At 56.6% G+C, this 17,389-nt stretch carries 17 protein-coding genes; 13 read left to right on the top strand and 4 right to left on the bottom strand.

All coding sequences use genetic code 11. The features are described 5' to 3' along the window. The first annotated feature begins 198 nt into the window (after positions 1-198). From C5Y96_RS15855 to C5Y96_RS27105, 9 genes are all read left to right on the top strand, one after another. Complete coding sequence (locus C5Y96_RS15855) at positions 199-1,314, top strand: TIGR03000 domain-containing protein (protein WP_105355248.1); 1,116 nt, start codon at positions 199-201, stop codon at positions 1,312-1,314. A 151-nt stretch (positions 1,315-1,465) separates the two neighbouring features. Beyond that, positions 1,466-2,131, top strand: a complete 666-nt coding sequence (locus C5Y96_RS15850; protein WP_105355246.1) for a hypothetical protein — start codon at positions 1,466-1,468, stop codon at positions 2,129-2,131. 5 nt (positions 2,132-2,136) lie between these two features. Beyond that, complete coding sequence (locus C5Y96_RS15845; RefSeq protein WP_105355347.1) at positions 2,137-3,102, top strand: HTTM domain-containing protein; 966 nt, start codon at positions 2,137-2,139, stop codon at positions 3,100-3,102. A 275-nt stretch (positions 3,103-3,377) separates the two neighbouring features. Beyond that, positions 3,378-4,391, top strand: coding sequence for an aspartate-semialdehyde dehydrogenase (locus C5Y96_RS15840; RefSeq protein WP_105355243.1), 1,014 nt, complete (start codon positions 3,378-3,380; stop codon positions 4,389-4,391). A gap of 15 nt (positions 4,392-4,406) precedes the next feature. Next, on the top strand, positions 4,407-5,201 hold the full coding sequence (truA, locus tag C5Y96_RS15835) for a tRNA pseudouridine(38-40) synthase TruA (RefSeq protein ID WP_105355241.1): 795 nt from the start codon (positions 4,407-4,409) through the stop codon (positions 5,199-5,201). A gap of 24 nt (positions 5,202-5,225) precedes the next feature. Then, on the top strand, positions 5,226-6,401 hold the full coding sequence (locus tag C5Y96_RS15830; protein ID WP_105355239.1) for a glycosyltransferase family 4 protein: 1,176 nt from the start codon (positions 5,226-5,228) through the stop codon (positions 6,399-6,401). Between the two features lie 147 nt (positions 6,402-6,548). Continuing rightward, positions 6,549-7,487, top strand: a complete 939-nt coding sequence (locus tag C5Y96_RS15825) for a serine/threonine-protein kinase (protein ID WP_146115684.1) — start codon at positions 6,549-6,551, stop codon at positions 7,485-7,487. A 50-nt stretch (positions 7,488-7,537) separates the two neighbouring features. Then, positions 7,538-8,530 (top strand): acetyl-CoA carboxylase carboxyltransferase subunit alpha, encoded by a 993-nt coding sequence (locus C5Y96_RS15820; protein WP_105355232.1) that lies wholly within the window; start codon positions 7,538-7,540, stop codon positions 8,528-8,530. 260 nt (positions 8,531-8,790) lie between these two features. Next, positions 8,791-9,000: a hypothetical protein gene (locus C5Y96_RS27105; RefSeq protein WP_146115683.1), complete on the top strand. Its 210-nt coding sequence runs from the start codon at positions 8,791-8,793 to the stop codon at positions 8,998-9,000. A 160-nt stretch (positions 9,001-9,160) separates the two neighbouring features. Here the strand turns inward: C5Y96_RS27105 and C5Y96_RS15815 are convergent, their stop codons facing one another. Further along, positions 9,161-10,096, bottom strand: coding sequence for a CvpA family protein (locus C5Y96_RS15815; protein WP_105355229.1), 936 nt, complete (start codon positions 10,094-10,096; stop codon positions 9,161-9,163). A 225-nt stretch (positions 10,097-10,321) separates the two neighbouring features. Here C5Y96_RS15815 and C5Y96_RS15810 point away from each other — a divergent pair, with 225 nt between their 5' ends. Then, positions 10,322-11,059, top strand: a complete 738-nt coding sequence (locus C5Y96_RS15810; protein WP_105355226.1) for a metal-dependent hydrolase — start codon at positions 10,322-10,324, stop codon at positions 11,057-11,059. Between the two features lie 71 nt (positions 11,060-11,130). Here C5Y96_RS15810 and dtd read toward each other — a convergent pair whose 3' ends face one another. Together dtd and C5Y96_RS15800 are read right to left on the bottom strand one after the other, a co-directional pair. Further along, positions 11,131-11,580 carry a D-aminoacyl-tRNA deacylase gene (dtd, locus tag C5Y96_RS15805; RefSeq protein ID WP_105355224.1) on the bottom strand — a complete coding sequence of 150 codons (450 nt, stop codon included), beginning with the start codon at positions 11,578-11,580 and terminating at the stop codon, positions 11,131-11,133. Then, positions 11,580-12,449, bottom strand: a complete 870-nt coding sequence (locus C5Y96_RS15800; protein WP_105355221.1) for a hypothetical protein — start codon at positions 12,447-12,449, stop codon at positions 11,580-11,582. Before C5Y96_RS15800 ends, dtd begins: the two co-directional genes overlap by 1 nt. Positions 12,450-12,750: 301 nt before the next feature. Between C5Y96_RS15800 and C5Y96_RS15795 the strand changes: the two genes are divergently transcribed. From C5Y96_RS15795 to C5Y96_RS15785, 3 genes are all read left to right on the top strand, one after another. Then, a complete protein-coding gene (locus C5Y96_RS15795) occupies positions 12,751-13,950 on the top strand; it encodes a hypothetical protein (RefSeq protein ID WP_233198987.1) in 1,200 nt (399 codons plus the stop codon). Positions 13,951-14,135: 185 nt separating this feature from the next. Beyond that, on the top strand, positions 14,136-15,032 hold the full coding sequence (locus C5Y96_RS15790) for a hypothetical protein (RefSeq protein WP_105355219.1): 897 nt from the start codon (positions 14,136-14,138) through the stop codon (positions 15,030-15,032). 19 nt (positions 15,033-15,051) lie between these two features. Then, positions 15,052-16,497, top strand: coding sequence for a DUF11 domain-containing protein (locus C5Y96_RS15785; RefSeq protein ID WP_105355217.1), 1,446 nt, complete (start codon positions 15,052-15,054; stop codon positions 16,495-16,497). A gap of 17 nt (positions 16,498-16,514) precedes the next feature. Here C5Y96_RS15785 and C5Y96_RS15780 read toward each other — a convergent pair whose 3' ends face one another. Continuing rightward, positions 16,515-17,384 carry a hypothetical protein gene (locus tag C5Y96_RS15780; RefSeq protein WP_105355216.1) on the bottom strand — a complete coding sequence of 290 codons (870 nt, stop codon included), beginning with the start codon at positions 17,382-17,384 and terminating at the stop codon, positions 16,515-16,517. Positions 17,385-17,389 lie beyond the last annotated feature (5 nt).

The following is a 17,389-nucleotide window of genomic DNA, read 5'->3' as shown; positions in this document are numbered from 1 at the left end:
GCGCAACCCCTTATCTGACAGGGGTTTTCTTTGCGAAAACGCTCTGGGCAATGAATTCTATCTATTCAGCAAATTTTGCCCATTCTGCTTGAATTGAAACCTACACTTGCTAAGTTCTAGGAAGGCAGCATTGGTGCTAGCCTAGCAACGAATGCAGATCACGTGTTTGGAAAAACGGTAGTTGGAGTGAATCCGGGTATGAAAAGCAGCATTGGCCGAAAATTCGCGTGGGCCGGCGCTCTGGCATGTGCCGCCATGGTTATGGGCACGAGCCAGGCCGAGGCCGGCTGGGGTTCTTGGGGATCGAGCGGTGGTTCGAGTGGCGGTAGCAGCGGCGGAAGCAGCAGCTCCAGCTACGGCAGCAGTGGCGGTTCGAGCAGCAGCAGCTGGGGATCGAGTGGTTCCAGCAGCGGTTACTGGAGCGGCGGTCTGTTCCAACGTTGGTGGGACAAACATCACAGCAGCAGTGGCGGAAGCAGCAGCTCCAGCTACGGTAGCAGCGGCGGTTCGAGCAGCAGCAGCTGGGGTTCCAGCGGTGGTTCGAGCGGCGGCGGCTTGTTTGGTCACCATCGTGCAAAGAAGAGCTGGGGATCCAGCGGTGGCAGCAGCAGCTCCAGCTATGGCAGCAGCGGCGCATCGAGCGGTGGTTCCAGCGGCGGTAGCAGCGGTGGCTCGAGTGGTACCTACCAGTACTACACCCCATCGGAATCGGCTCCAGCAGTCGAAGCTCCTGCAGACATGCCACCAGCCATTCCAGCTGAATCGGCTTCGTACCGTGGTAACGACGCTGTCATCAACGTCACCGTTCCCGCAGGTGCCAAGATCTACGTCAACGACAAAGTCACTTCGAGCACCGGTACCGTCCGACGCTTCGTTTCGCGTGACCTGGAACCAGGTTACAAGTTCGAGTACGAAGTCCGCGCTGAAATGCGTATCGACGGTCGCCTCGTTCGCGAATCGAAGAAGATCCAGATGACCGCTGGCGATGCTCAGGAAATCGAGTTCCAACTCGATCCAGAAGCCAAGCCAGAAACCCAAGTTGTGGGTGCTCCGGTTGAAACCAAGGTTACCCTGAACGTTCCTGCGAACGCCTCGGTTACCCTGGCTGGTAACGAAATGCGTACTCTGGGTGCCCAGCGTGTGTTCAGCACCGTTGCCCTGGCTCCAGGCGAAACTTGGAAGGATTACGACATCATCGTGACCGTCCTTCGCAATGGCACGCCTATCACCCAGCGTAAGACCATCGACCTGACCGGTGGTGATCAGCGTGAAATCTCCTTCGATTTCAATGCCGATTCGGTTGCTTCGCTCTAGTAGCGAAAAAGCCGGAATAGTTTGACTAAACAACAAAGCCCTCGCCATGGGTAAACTCCAGGCGAGGGTTTTTTCTTTGTAAATCGACTGACCTGACCACCCACGATTTCAGGCAGCCTTTCTTGCCGTTTTGGTCGATACGTTTATTACCATGAACGATCGACCTCAATCACCTTCGGAACAAACGGCTGCGTCGCCGAAATTCACCTGGAGCCCAGCCTTCCGCGGCTTCGTGAGCGTGCTGCTGCTGATCCATTTGGTGGCAATCTTTGTCGGCCCTTGCGCGTCCCCTCCGCCATCAAGCTACTGGGCCCAAGGCACCGAGCAGTTTATGGCACCTTATTTACATGCCACCTTCCTGCGTGGTCATGGGTATCGATTCTTCGCCCCCAATCCAGGGCCGAGCCACCTGGTCCGGTACGAACTGCTGGACGAAGCCGACAACGAAATCAGCGAGGGGACCTTTCCCAACCTCGACGAGCATTGGCCGCGGTTGTTTTACCACCGCCATTTCATGATCAGCGAATCGATGTTCAACACGGCCAATGTGCCTGGCGAGCCTCCGCCGCCGGAAGCACCACCCAGCGCCCATGCCGAGTACCGTTCGATCACCGGCTTGCGGGATGCCTATCTCGATTCCATCTCGCGCTACCTGGCACGCCAACATCCCGAGGCGGCCAAGATCCGTATTGTGATGATGCAGCACGCGATTCCCCTGCCGGCAGACGTCGCGCGCGGTCGGCCATTAAATGACCCAGGCCTGTACGAAGAAGTCGTCCTCGGAGTGTACGTCGTTCAGCCGGAGGATCGCCTGTGATCACAATGATCAAGACCTACTTGCATGAGCTGTATGCCGGCATCGTAAACGGCTGGAATCGGTTCTGGTTCACACCGACCGATCCCGCCACGCTCGGGCTGATGCGTATCCTGGGCGGAAGCATGCTGTTCTACACGCACCTGGTTTGGTCGATCGACCTGACAGGGTTCATGGGAGAGCAGGGGAGGTTCTCGGCCGATCTCGTCGATCGCATGCACCAGGGCAGTGAGTTCGCGTTCAGCTACCTGTGGCTGTTCGACGGCAACCCGGCCATGCTGTGGATGGTGCATATCGCGGCGCTCGTGATTCTGCTGATGTTTACGCTGGGCTTTTATTCACGCATTACCAGCGTTCTGGCATTTATCATCGCCGTCAGCTATGCACACCGGGCACCGGGGGCTTTGTTTGGTCTCGACCAAGTTAATGTCATGCTGGCCATGTACATGATGCTGGGCGGGGCAGGGGAGGCCTACAGTCTCGACCGGTTGATCGAAAAGTGGCGTTACCCCAACCGCCAGCTTCCCAAGACCAGCACCGCGGCGAATGTTTCGATACGTTTGATTCAGCTACACATGTGCGTCATCTATCTGTTCGCCGGCACCGGAAAGCTGCTGGGGGATACCTGGTGGGAAGGGACCGCCATGTGGGGCGCAGTCGCCAACAGCGAATACCAATCGATGGACATGACCTGGCTGGCCAGCTATCCGCTGCTGATCGCGTTGCTGACCCAGGTTTCGTTGGCGTGGGAACTTAGCTACAGCGCGCTGGTTTGGCCACGCCTGACCCGGCCCCTGGTGATCTTCATGGCCATCCCATTGCACCTGGGAATTGCCCTTTGCATGGGCATGGTTACCTTCGGCCTGGCGATGCTGATCGCCAACATGGCATTTATCAGCCCCTGGATCATAAGAGAACTTGAATCCGGCATCCGGCATAAGCTTGCCAAAGAGCCCATTGCCGAAGCGACCTAAAGGGGGAGAGCAGGGGGGCAAATCGTCGATTTACTCGCGAAATCGACACGAATTCTGAAAGAATTTGTGCCCCTCAATGGAATCTCGGTAACGCACCATCAAGCCTGGGGTTACCAGGGAATTCGAGACGCTTCTACTCCCGGTTCGACAGAGCTTACTGCCTGAATGAACCTCATTACGCGTTGAAGTGTCCCGGGGCGAGAACCTATAATGCAGGTTTTGGATATCCGCTAGGATCCATACAGGTAGTTTGTTTTAACCCACAGGAAATCCCCGTGTACGAGAATCTGGCCATTGTCGGAGCCACTGGAGCCGTAGGACGACTGATCCGTCAGTTACTAGAGGAGCGCAAGTTTCCCTACAAAACAATCAAATTCCTTGCTTCGAAACGTTCCGCTGGCACAGAGATCACATTCAACGGTACCACGCACACGGTGGAAGAACTGACGCCTGAATCGTTCGAAGGGGTCGACATCGCGATCGGCAGCACGCCCGACGAAGCCGCTGCCGAGTTCGCTCCGTGGGCAGTCAAAGCTGGCTGCGTCGTGATCGACGAAAGTGGTTACTGGCGTATGAAGGAAGACGTGCCGCTGGTCGTGCCGGAAGTCAATCCCGAGGCAGTCCACAATCACAAGGGCATCATCAGCAGCCCGAACTGCTCGACCACGCAGATGGTTGTCGCGATGAAGCCATTGCACGAGGCTGGCAAGATCAAGCGTGTTGTCGTTTCCACCTACCAGGCTACCAGTGGGGCTGGTGTGGTCGGTGAAGAAGACCTGATCAACGGTGCCAAGGCAGTTCTCAACGGCGACACCTACCAAAACAAAGCTTTCGCCCACCAGATCGCTTTCAATTTGATTCCGCAAATTGGTAGCGAGAAGTACGAAGGATACACGTCCGAAGAAATGAAGATGGTGTACGAAACGCAGAAGATCTTCGGCGACGATTCGATCAAGGTCTGCCCGACCTGCGTTCGCGTCCCCGTGACCAACTGCCACAGCGAAACGATCATGGTCGAAACCGAGCGTCCCATCTCACCGGCCGAAGCTCGCGAATTGTTCGAGAAGGCCGAAGGCATTACCGTCGTCGACAATCTTGGGGCAGGGGAGTACCCCATGCCGAAGGACTGCTCGAACAAGAACGACGTCTTCATTGGTCGTATCCGCAAGGACCTCTCTTGCGAAAACGGTCTGACGTTCTGGTGTGTGAGCGACAACCTGCGAAAGGGTGCCGCCACGAACGCTGTTCAGATTGCCGAACTTCTGGTTCGCACTCAGGCAGCCGTCTAACATCAGGCGGGTGCCATGGAATCTACCGAGCATGCAGCGGCCCGTTCACCTGGCCGCTGCATCAAGCTGACGGTTGCCTACGACGGCACCAACTATCAAGGATGGCAGCGACAGCCCACCGGTCCAACCATCCAGGCAGCGCTTGAGGCCGCCATCAACAGCATCGCCCAGGAAGAAGTTTATATCTCGGGCAGTGGACGAACCGATGCCGGCGTTCATGCGTGGGGGCAAGTTGCCAGCTTTCATACCAAGTCGAAGATGCCAGCCGACGTCTTTCGCAAGGCCCTCAACGCCACGCTTCCTCACGATATCGTAGTGCGGCACGCCTGCGATGTACCCACCACCTTTCGGCCGATCAACGATGCGATCTCCAAACGCTATCGCTACGTGGTTCAGCCAGGTCGCATTAACGATCCCTTCTCGCTCAAGCATGCCTGGTTCGTGAAACGCGTCCTCGATGTCGAAGCAATGCAAACGGCTGCGGCAGCGCTGATTGGCAAGCACGATTTCGCCGCGTTCCAGGCCACCGGCTCACCGCGTCAATCGACGATCCGCACCATGCTGGATGCCACCGTCAAAGTTCACGACGCCGACGATCGCATGAAGATCTTCATCGAGGTCGAAGCGAATGGTTTCCTGTATAACATGGTTCGCATTATCGCCGGCACCTTGGTCGACATAGGGCAGGGGAAACGCACCGCGGAGTCGATGGCCGAGATCATCGCCTCGGCCGATCGTATCCAAGCCGGCATGACGGCTCCGGCCCATGGACTATACTTGCTTCAGGTCCATTATCCTCCGCATCACTGAAGTTTTTAGAAGGCCCATGATCCAATGCGTGTTGCTCATGTGATTACCCGAATGATCATCGGCGGCGCGCAAGAGAACACGCTTTACAACTGCCTGGATCTCATTCACGAATTTGGTGATGACGTTCTATTGATCACCGGGCCCAGCGAAGGCCCGGAAGGCAATCTGCTCGAACAAGCTCACGCGCAGGGCGTTCCGGTCGAAACACTGCCGAACCTGGTGCGAAACATTCATCCGGTCACCGACTACCGCGGCTACCAGGAAGTCAAAGCGGCGATCAAAAAGTTTCAGCCTGATGTTGTGCACACGCACAGCGCGAAAGGGGGCATGCTGGGGAGAAGGGCAGCCACCGCGCTGAAAGTTCCGGCCGTCATTCATACCGTGCATGGCGCGCCTTTTCATCCCTATCAATCTGCCCTCGCGCGGAAGTTCTTCATTGCCTGCGAACGCTACGCGGCCACCCAGTGCCACAAAATGGTCAGCGTGGCCGATGCGATGACGGACCTGCTTGTCGAAGCCAAAGTCGCGCCGCGTGAAAAGTTTGTCACCGTTTACAGCGGCATGGAAGTCGAACCGTTTTTAGAGAGCAGGGGACTTCGTGACGAAACTCGCCAACAGTTGGGCATTCAGCCAGATGACGTAGTGATCGGCAAGATCGCCCGCTTGTTTCATTTGAAAGGACACGAGTATGTGATCGAGGCCGCCAAGGATGTCGTCGCCAAGTGCCCGCAGGCCAAGTTCCTGTTCGTAGGAGACGGCATCCTGCGTGAGAAGTTCGAGGGCATGATCGCCGAGGCAGGGTTGGCCGATCACTTCATTCTCGTCGGACTGGTACCGCCGAAAGAGATTCCGAAGTACATCTCGGCCATGGATGTTCTTGTGCATACCAGCCTGCGAGAAGGACTGGCCCGCGCGCTTCCCCAGGCACTACTGAGCGGCAAGCCGGCCGTCAGTTTCGATATCGACGGGGCCCGTGAGGTGGTGTCCACCATGGAGACCGGATTCCTGCTTCCGCCTGGCGATACAGCCCAATTTACGTCCGCGCTGATCCAACTGTGCGACGATCCGACACTGCGAGAGAAGCTGGGGGAAGAGGGGCGCAGACGCTGCAGCCAGGTCTTTCCGCATCAAGTAATGACCCGCCGCCTGCGCGAAATCTACCAGGAAGTGCTTCGCAGAAATGGCCGCGAAGTGGTCTAACCCTGGGTAACCATTACAGTTACGGTAGATCTGCCGGTAGTTCGCTCTTTTGAAACCGCAATGATTAGGGTAAGATTAAGAGGCCTGTCGATCCGATAGGCTAACGGAACAAATAGGGGCAAATTCTCCTCACGGATAATCTCATCGGTGTCTACCGCAGGAAGAAACTATATCGGTCCGTACCGCTTGATACGCATGCTGCGCGCAAGCAAGACGTGTCAGGTATGGGAAGCGATTCACGACTTGGACAACCGTAAGGTTGTCATCAAAACACTTCGCGAGAACTACATTCGCGACAAAGAAGAGATTAACTCGCTGAAGCACGAGTTCACTGTCGCCGGCAAGTTCGACCATCCATTTGTCATTCACGTCTACGAGTTCGATACCTTCCGCGGTGTCGCCTATCTCGTACTGGAATTTGCTTTCTCGCGAAACATGAAGATGGCCATTCGCGAAGGGGTCGAGGAACTCGCGTACTGGACCCCCAAGATTATCGAAGAGGGTGCCAAGAGCCTCGGCTACATGCATGAGCAAGGCTGGGTTCACTGCGACGTGAAGCCGGACAACTTCCTGCTCGATACGGAAGGCAACCTCAAGCTGATCGACTTTTCGATCGCCCAGAAAAAGAAGAGCGGCCTGGGCAAGCTCTTCGGCGGCGGTTCGAAAGTCAAAGGCAACGTCCAAGGTACCCGCAGCTATATGTCACCCGAACAGATACGCGGTGCGGCATTAGATGACCGCGCTGATATCTATAGTTTCGGCTGTACCATATTTGAATTGATCAGTGGCAAGTTACCCTACACGGCGACCAGCCCCGATCACTTACTCGATAAACATTTGCGAGGCGGCATTCCGTCGCTGCAAGCCGCCACCGACAACATCACGCCCGAGTTTTCCTCGCTGGTCGAACGCCTAATGGCGAAAGATCCCAAGCAGCGTCCCGACACGATGAGCGACGTCGTGCGCCTGCTGAAGAATATCAAGATTTACAAAATTCCACCCCGCAAGCCATCCGGCTCCGTCGAACCAGACAAGGCCACGGCTACCAGCGGTGACGATACCACGTCGACGCAGGAAGAAGCCTAATTTCACCGAGCGTCCATCCCCATTAATTGCCTGGAGCACCGATAGCTTTCATGAGCACCTCGATCTATCTCGACTTCGAACAGCCGATTGAAACCCTCGAGAACAAACTGAAACAGTTAGAGGCCGAGAAAAAAGACACGCCGGAACATCACGACGAGATCCGCAGCGTCCGCAAGCAGCTCACCGACACGATGCGTGAGATCTACAGCGATCTCTCGCCTTGGCAAACGGTGGAAGTAGCGCGTCATCAGAAGCGACCTCAGTCGGCCGACTACTTGAACCTGGTGTTCGACGAGTTCGTCGAGCTGCATGGTGATCGCAAGTTCGGTGACGACCGCGCGCTGCGAACCGGCTTCGCCAAACTCGACAAGCACAAAGTGATGTTCATCGGTCACTTCAAAGGTCGCGACCTGAAGGAACGCAGCGAGTGCTACTTCGGTTGTGCCAACCCGGAAGGCTACCGCAAAGCGATCGAGAAGATGGAACTCGCCGAGAAGTACAACCTGCCGGTGATCGCCTTCATCGACACGCCCGGGGCGTATCCAGGCATCGGTGCCGAGGAACGCGGCCAGGCCATGGCCATCGCCGACGCCATGTTCGCCATGTCTCGCTTGAAGACTCCGATCATCTCGGTCGTCATCGGCGAAGGTGGCTCTGGCGGCGCACTGGGCATTGGTGTCGCGGACCGCACGGCCATGCTGCAGCATGCTTACTACTCGGTGATCAGCCCCGAAGGCTGTGCCGGCATTCTGTGGAAGAGCCACGAGTTCAAAGCCAAGGCCGCCGAGGCGTTGAAGTTTACCTCGAAGTATCTTCCCAAGTTCGGCATCGTCGACGATGTGATCGAAGAGCCGCTGGGTGGTGCTCACCGAGATCATCACCAGATGGCAGCTCGCCTGAAGATGTACTTGGTTAAAACGGTCAACGAACTGATCGCCAAGCCAACCGACGAACTGGTCGAAAACCGCTACGACAAGTTCCGCCAGATGGGCATGTTCCTGGAACGCGAACTGGAGACCGCCGAAGGCGAACCAGCCAGCTAACACGAAGCCAACTCTAGCTGGTGGAATTCATCACCTAATCAAGCCGCCGCGAGGATCATTCCGCGGTGGCTTTTTCGTTTCGAAATGGGGGCACCAAGAAACCAATCCTGAAGGCATTGGGCACCAGGATCTGGCCATCGATTGTGGGTGCGACCAGAAGCCATTCTGGGAGTCGACTTTCCGCCGATTGGCAACGAAGTTCATGACAGAGCAGGCAGGTTCCAGATTGGCCAAAACCGTGATCCGGGACGACCAGATGAATGCGATCTCTGGCTGGCGAAATTCATCGCCAGATCGAGCCGCCGCGAAGTAATCTCTTGATGGCTTTTTCGTTTCGAAATCGAGCCTGCTCGCTGGCGCGTTCCCAGTGCGATTGGACCTGGGAGTCGACTTTGGAACTTCGCTCCGACGAGAAGCGATCCTCGCTGGCGATCATCATCGCAATGGCAATGAAGTTCATGAGAGAGTAGGGCTCAAACAGACGAGACCGAGGAATAACCCAGTCTCCATAGAACCCCCACTACAACGTCCGATAATGTTTGTTATGTGCGGTTTGAGGCCTATTTTTACCGGGTTTCAAGCAATTCCCGGTTTTGGGCCATTTCTTCCCTGACGTTGGCACTTGGGTGATTAATACCTTGGCTGGCTTGGATAATATGGCTGGCCGTTTTGCATCGGATACGGCGTCTGCTGTTGCGGCTGCGTGTACTGCGGATAGTAGCTTCCGCCCTGCTGCTGCGGCGACGGGATGTTCATTTGTGGCGGGTAATATCCTGGCTGCTGCGGAGGCTGATACTGGCCCGAATACTGCTGCCAATTCGACTGCACATTCTGTGGATTTTCGATCGACTGATTCACGAAATTCTGGAACTGCCCTGCCTGGTTCTGAACTTCGTTCTGGATCTTATTTTGAATCTGATTCTGCACGTTGTTCTGGAAGTTCTGGAACTCGGTCTGGAGGTTGAAATTGGCCGGATCAATCGCCGCGTCATTCCCCCCAAAACCGCCCCCGGTAGTACCGCTGCCGGTCTCGGCAAACCACTCTGGATTCTGACCGTTTATCCGCTGGTTGTAGCGGTCGATAAATGGCCCCACGACCTGGTTCACTTCGGCTGGCATGACGCCATGCAGATTGTGGATCACTTTGGTGATGTAGAACCCTGATTTCGACTGCACGATTTGCTGGCGACTATCGTCTTTGGTCAAGGCCACGGCGAACATCGTCACGATGATGCACAGAAGCACCCCTTTGACGAAACCGAGTCCGGCACCGATCTGACGATCCCATCCTTTGAGCTCGAAGTTGTTCAGCGTCTTATTGATCATCGAGAAGACAACCCAGATGACCAGCGACGTCGCCATGTACAGACCCAGCATCGCGGCGGTCGTACCCCAAGGAGGTTGAAGACCTAACGCGTTAGCCACAGGCTCGCGAAGTTGCATCGAGACAAAGTAACTTGCCACGAGTGATGCGAACGAAGCGACTTGCCAGGCCATGCCTTTGTACAAACCCCACAGGATCGCGCCTGCGAGTATTGCCAGCATGAGGAAATCGTATGCAACCATGATTCGCTATCCATCGCTCAAGAAAAACTTCGCCCCAGAAGTCGCACGAGTATACGTACGAGGGGCTGAAACCCGAAGGTCAGTTTCTGGCATTGCTAGCGGACGCGGGAAAGATGATCTGGAAACCAAACCCACGCTTCAGGTACAAGTGCCGAACTTTCGTCCCACCGCGCGCCGGTGCTCTGGCAGGGGGGCGCACCAAATTATTTTTGAGGCAGGGGATCCATGGCCGATTTCAATACGCACATCTCGACCAGCACGGCAGTCGGCGTTGGCGTTGGCATCGCAGGCTACTTTCTACTCGATACGCCTGAGGCCAATCGGATCATCTCGTGCATGCTGGGTGCTGGCCTGTGCAGCTTGGCCGGTATCCTGCCTGACTTGGATTCCGGTTCCGGTCGCCCACTTCGCGAAACAAGCAACGTGCTAGCCGCTGTCGTCCCCATGTTGATGGTCGATCGCTGGCAACACATGGGGCTCTCGGCCGAAGCGATCGCCCTGGCAGGGGCCTTGGTCTATATCACTATCCGCTTCGGCGTGGCCGAGATCTTCAAACGTTACACTGTGCATCGCGGCATGTGGCACAGCATCCCAGCTGCCATTTCGTGCGGCTTACTGGCGTTCCTGGTGGTTTCCGGAGAGAACTTCGAAGTCCGCGTCTTCAAGAGCGCTGCCGTGTTCATCGGCTTTATGGTCCACTTGATCCTCGACGAAATCTGGTCGGTCGAGTGGAAGGGGGCTCGCATACGATTCAAAAGCTCGTTTGGTACCGCGATCAAGTTCTGGTATGCCAAGAACCTGTGGTCGAATATATCCACCTATGGCAAGCTTATCGTATTAGTAGTCGCTGCCGTGGGTGATCCACTCATGATGGAACATTACAAATTCCATCCACCACAACAACAAGAAGCCATCCCCACGCAGCAGATCGCGACGGAACAACCACCGGTTATTCAGCGCTAAGTTTTGTCAGCTCCTGCCCCTCTCCCCCGAGAACGATGGAGAGGGGACATGAATTCTGGGTGACATCTGCTCTAAAGAATCTTGCTGCTATCCAGCATCAGCGTTACCGGTCCATCGTTCACCAGGTGGACCTTCATGTCGGCTTGAAAGATGCCCGTTTCGACGGTCACGCCCTGTTCTCGAATTTGGCGCACGTAATCCTCGTACATCGCGTTGGCCTCTTCCGGCCTGGCGGCGGTGATAAAACTGGGACGCCGTCCTTTGCGGGCATCACCCAGCAGCGTGAACTGGCTGATCGCCAGGATGCTTCCGCCAACGTCAAGCACGCTGCGGTTCATCTTGCCGTCATCATCTTCAAAGATCCGCAGGTTGATTGTTTTCTCGACGAGGTACTTCAGATCCGCTTCTGTATCTCCCTGAGCGACCCCCAGCAGCACCACCAGGCCTTGCTCGATCTGCCCGACGATCTGCCCGTCGACTTTCACGTGAGCTTCGAGAACTCGTTGCACGACTCCGCGCATCAGTAGTGCCCCCCTGCCCCAGACATTACGGCCATCTGGTACGCTTCGGTCTGATCGATGGCATCGGGAACAATCGTGGTGGGTGATAGCAGATCGCTATTGGGTGAAACACCATTTCGCACGTGGATCAGATCGATCGTCACCAGTGGCTTTCGCTGCTTGTGCCCGACCGATTCCCATTGAATGCGATGCGGGAACCCCGATGCCGCGTCCAACAGCAAACTGGCACCATTGGCTTGTTCGTAGATAAACGGAAGCAGTTCTGCGTTATTCTGCGCGTCGACCTTCTTGGTTCCTCTTACCAGCAGCAGTTGGCGTTCTCCTTGCACGACGTGTTCAATCGAAGTGAACGCATAACTTTGCTGCAGCCGCCAGATCAAGTGCGCGATACCGGCCCTGGGCATCTCTTGATTTGCTTGGGCCAGGTCGTTTAGCCGTACCATTGAAGCCGATTCATCGACGCTTGTTTTCCACTGCGTCCATACGACCGATTCGCTTGCCAGCACTGCTTGTTGAAAGAACATCGGTGCCGCCGGGTCCGCCCCCTTTAAGATGATTCCATGACGCTGCGAAGAGCCGCGGCCTGACTGCGTATATTCTCCGACTCCTTGCAGAGTATGGTCGAACAAGTGAACCTGCCAGTTGATGTCGGCGGTTAAACCGTCAACTTGCTTCCAGCGGGCAACAACATTGCTTAATAACAGATCGATATCGAGCCCCAATCGGTTTTCCGAGGCGGCACTCCCCCCTGCCCCAAGTCCGCTGGCATTGCTGTCGTGAAAGTGCTGCGCGGCGTAGCCCAAACCGACACCAACGGCTAGCAGTGCTACCGCGATCAGGCCTGTTAATTTGAAACGATTATCTTTCATGACAGGGATTTGCCGGTTTTCCCAAAGAATCCTGTCCTGCCACGCCGAACATTAATGGCAACAGGGATAGTCTTGCGCTCGGGACGTTTGTTGGCATGGATGCCAAATCGACGGCTGCGATTGTAAGGATTTCCTTGAGGCCGGGTCCACGTCAGTCGGTGAGGTTCTTTGGAACCGTTGGCGGCGTTGCCCTTAACCGCTCGCAACCATTGGTCACTTACGAATACCTGAGAGGATCTCCGCTCTTGCCATGGAGAATGCCGCGATGGCGCGGCAGCAAGGGTTTAGTGAGGGGGAAATCATGAAACAAACTTTGTGGATGTGGACCTTGATGCTTTTGACGGCTGTCGCCGGTACCGGCTGTCAGCACGTTGGGCACCAGGCAACTGGTGGCTACAACCTGCCTCCAGCTCAGCAACTGCGTCACCCTGGCCCAGGCGTTGATGGCCCTGGCCCAGGTGTTCTGGCACCTCCGGCAATCGCCCCGGTTTCCGCCATGATGCCAATCGGCGGCCCCGGTGGGATTCCTCCGATGCCAGCTCCAAGTTGGACCAGCCAGGTTCTGTTCGTCTCGCCAGACGGCATGCAAGTTAGCTGGGACCTTGGTGGAATTGGCTTGTACGATTCCGAACCACGGATCGTGCCGTTCTCCAAGAACTTCCCACAGGGCGGTATCTATCGCCTGAAGATCACCAACATCGAAGGTCAACCAGGCGTCGAGCTTTACCCGACCTTGGAAATTGGTTTCGCGACTCCGCGAACCGAAGCCTTCCTGGCTCACAACGCCATTCCTGTTCAGTTCACCGAAGACGACTTCGCTCAAGTTCGTAGCGGCACTTACGTGACCAAGGTCATCTACCTGCCCGATCCGAACTACCAAGAGCTGGCTCTGGCCAACGTCGAAACCTTGGTCTCGACTCGCCTGGATCCAGGCGTCGACCCGATCGTCGAAGCAGACCGTCGCGGTTCGATCATGGCTATCGTTCGCCTTGGTAACAAAGACCTAGAAGTTCCCGGCGAAGACATGGAAGGCCTGATGGCTGGCGGAATGCCTATGGGTGTTCCTGCTGCTGGTGCTTACTGTGGCCCTGCTCCTGGCATGGGTCCTGGTATGGCAGCCGCCGCCGGTCCTGGTGCTGGTCCTGGCCCATACGTTGCCGGCATGACGGCTCCACAATGGGGCATGCCAACCACCGGTACGCCAATCGGTCTGCCTGGCCCACCACACATTCCGCTGGGTGGCCCTGCTGGATTGCAGAAGCACGTGATCAAGAATCACACGCACATGCACATCCCTGGTCCAACGCCTAAGGTTGCTGTTCACGTCAAGCAGCGTCCAGGCATCAGCTACCCACAACCACCAAACCGAGCTTGGATCACCGAAGAGAACATTCATCCTTCGCCAAACTTGAACCAGCCACACGGCGACATGCATCAGTTTGTTCCGCCGGCAGGTGGTGGTTACTACGACGCTAACGGTCAGTGGTGCCCAGCTCAGTAAGCTGCCCTACCGACCAAATCTCCATGGCAATGGAACAGGGTCGCGGACAAGATTCCGCGACCCTACTTCCATGCCGGAGAACAAGATCAACCAGGCCCGGAAGCGGCACCCAGCGAGCTTTATTCCAAGGCCCAATCATTGAAGTCCCCCCGACCTCACGCAGACCTTCAGGGAAGAAGATCGCCGTGAAACGAACACAACTGCACAAACTCTTGCTTGTGGCCACCTTCGTGGTGCTGGCCGCCGCAAACATCGCCAAGGCTCAATCGGGCTTGGTGCCTCTGTATACCGAGCGTCTGAACCCTGGCACGATCGGCCAGTTTCAGAACATGAAGGGTCGCGGCATCCCCGGTTACACGCAACCCATCCAGATGGTGCTTCCCCAAGGTGCTCAGATCGCTCCGGCCATTGGCGGTGCGTTTGCCGACGATCAGCCGGCTCCGCAAACGTACGGATGCCTGATCGGGGCCGTGTATCGCTTCCGCATCACGCAAATCCCCTTCCGCCCCGGTGCTGAGTTGTTTCCGTCGGTCGAAGTGATCGACCGCACCTACCCACCGGCCGGCATGGAACTACAATTCCCGATTCCGATTCATATCACCCAGGAAGAACTGCAATACGCACTCGACGGCAAGTTCGTCACGCGTGTCATCTACCTGGAAAACCCGCGCACGGCGATCCCCAATGCCTACGAACCTGGCTTCCAGCCGTGGTTTGAAGTCGAGCCTGGCACCGACCCAGTTGTCACGGCCGATTCGCTTGGCCGCCCGGTCGCTATCTTGCGGCTCGGCTCGCGTCGGCCCACCCTCGAGGACATGCCTGGTGAGTTCACATACCAGTCACCGCCGATCCAACTGTTCGGCAATCCCCCCCCTGCCCCAGCTGGTGGCGTCGAAGTTCCCATGGGACCGGGCCCCATGACAGGCGTTCCGATGCAGGCGTTAGCTCCCAAAGCTCCTCCACGCACGGCATTTCAGCAGCGGGAAGAAAACGTTCGCCGCAACACGGCTCCCTGGTCCATGCAACAGCATTACACGCAACCGCAGTACATGGCGCAGCCCGGATATCCATCGCAGCGATAGACCGACGGAACCACGATCGATGAAAAACAACTTCGCCTTTCGACAACTTGTTACGCTGACCTTGCTGGTCGCTTGTGGTTCAGTCTTTCCTGCCTGCTCGCTTAATCGACAAGCCAAGCAGCAGGAAGAAGCCCCTGTCAAGCCCGATGCCGGCGTGACATTCAATCAGCCACACGTGCCAGAGTACAACTACGCTTCGGCCCCCTCCCCTGCCCCGGTTCAGTCGGCGGAAAACACCGGCCTGAACGGTGTGCCTGAGTTCCAATCACGCTACCAGGGCCAGCCGTACCAGGCACCCGCCAATACGGCGACCACACCTCAGTACAACTACCCCGGCGCTATCCAGCGTACTTCCGCTGAAATGCCGATCGAACAGCAACCGGCCGCTGCCCCAACTGCTACGCAACAAGTCAGCTACGCCTTTCCACGCGGCCAGGTAATGCCTCCGTGCGGGCCTGGCTGTCAGCATCCCAATTCGATCTGCCAACATGGTGCGACTTTCGGCTCCTGCCAAACGTGCCGCGCGTGTGGCCTTCCGTTTCAAGCAGGACCTTGCTGGCCGGAAGACGAATACCTATATGATGGTGGCGATCGCAACATCCGCGCCGAGATCGATGGTGAGTTCGGTGTGCACGGCCTGGACATTGAAGACACGATCGGCCACTACGATACGCTCGACGGCCAACGCGTTGTCACACCAAGTAACCGCGTCTGCATTTACGCACCTCGTTTCGCCGCCGTTCGCAAAGTTGCTGGCCTGAACCAGGAAGTCCTCGGCCGCCAGATCGCTGGCATCGATGCCGACTTACAGTTGATCAACCAGCAGCAAAACGGCACGCCGGTGGGCATGGTTCAACCACTAGCCCTTCGCGGCAACATCGGCGGCAAGAACGCCAATGCTCTGACCGAAGACCTGCCGCCGCTGATGGCTCACAACTGGCAGAAGCCGCACCAATTCATCGAAGAATTCAAAGCCTACGAAAACCTCAGTCTGATTCGTTACGGCATCCTCGAACAAGGCGAAAAGCCGCGTCTGTCGCAAAGCCTGCAGAACGCCGTTACCTGGACACGCAACCAACAAGTTCAAGTCGTGCTCGAAGGTCGCAAGGCTTCCGAAGTGGTCGACGGCGACACACCGCACGAATTCGTTTGGTCGGAAGTCCCTGGCGAACCTCGCCTGCGGGTGATCAAGGTCGCCGACAAGGGTGCCGCCGAAATCGGCGAGATCGTCGAGTTCACCTTGCGATTCGATAACGTCGGCACGCAGATCATGGGGAACGTCACCATCATCGACAACCTGACCCCGCGTCTGGAATACGTCGAAGGCTCGGCCCAGTGCAACATCGACGCCCAGTTCCTCAAGCAGGCCAACGAAGCCGGCAGCGAAGTCCTACGCTGGGAAATCAAAGATCCGCTGGCCGTTCAAGCAGGCGGCATTATTCGCTTCAAGTGCCGCGTGCGGTAGTTTGACGCGACGATCATTCAGGGGTAGTCCTCAACATTCGCGCGAAGCCATCGCTGATGATCGGCTTCGCAGGATGGGCAGAACCGGCCTTGAATGGACTCTTCTTGCGCGGCAGCGTCGCCATAAATCTTCGCATTAGGAAACTGCCCCTGCACCCATCGAGCAAGGGGCTCGACAAAGAAGATGTTGGTGGGCATGCGATACGGCAGCATCGTTTCGTGATGCATTCCGCAGCGACTCACTCCGTCGACTTCATATGAAACCGGCAACTTACCACACTTGGGACAGAAGCCATCCACATGGGAATCCAATTCGCATGTCGACGCGCAGTCGCAATACCCTTTGGTAGACGCCGTCTTTGACTTTTTACCGGAAGTAACGATCTTGAACCGGTGCGGTCGATAGTCACAACGCGGACACCCCTTCTCTTCCGAGTCCTCCCAGCGGTACTCATGCCCGCAATCGGGATGGCAGAAAGCCAAAACTTCGACCTGGCGCAGGATCAACGACCTCTTTCGACAAACGGGACACATCAGTGCATCGCCGCACAAGGGATTGAACGTCGACTCATCCGAGTTCGCGTACGCCTCTCGAAACTCTTCCAATTGCGAGTTGACAAACGCCTCGTGAACCGAGCGACGATGCTCTTCGCAGTCCTCACGCATTTTCTGCTTCGACTCTATCGACCGATCAGGCAAGTCCAAATAGGCTTGATGATCGAACTGACTGAGGCGATCTCGATCTTCTTCCGGCAGAGAAAGCTCGATGTCCGACAACTGCGACTTGGTAGACGAGAAAACAGGAAACCACCACTGGTGATAGTGATATCCGGAGCGAGCCTTGTGGGTTTGAAACCCACATGCACACGTTGCCTGAACCAACTTCACAGTGA

It is taken from the genome of Blastopirellula marina (genome assembly GCF_002967715.1).
Classification (GTDB): Bacteria; Planctomycetota; Planctomycetia; order Pirellulales; family Pirellulaceae; genus Bremerella; species Bremerella marina_B.
Note: the sequence above shows the minus strand (reverse complement) of the source record. Positions and strands in the feature narration are given on the sequence as shown.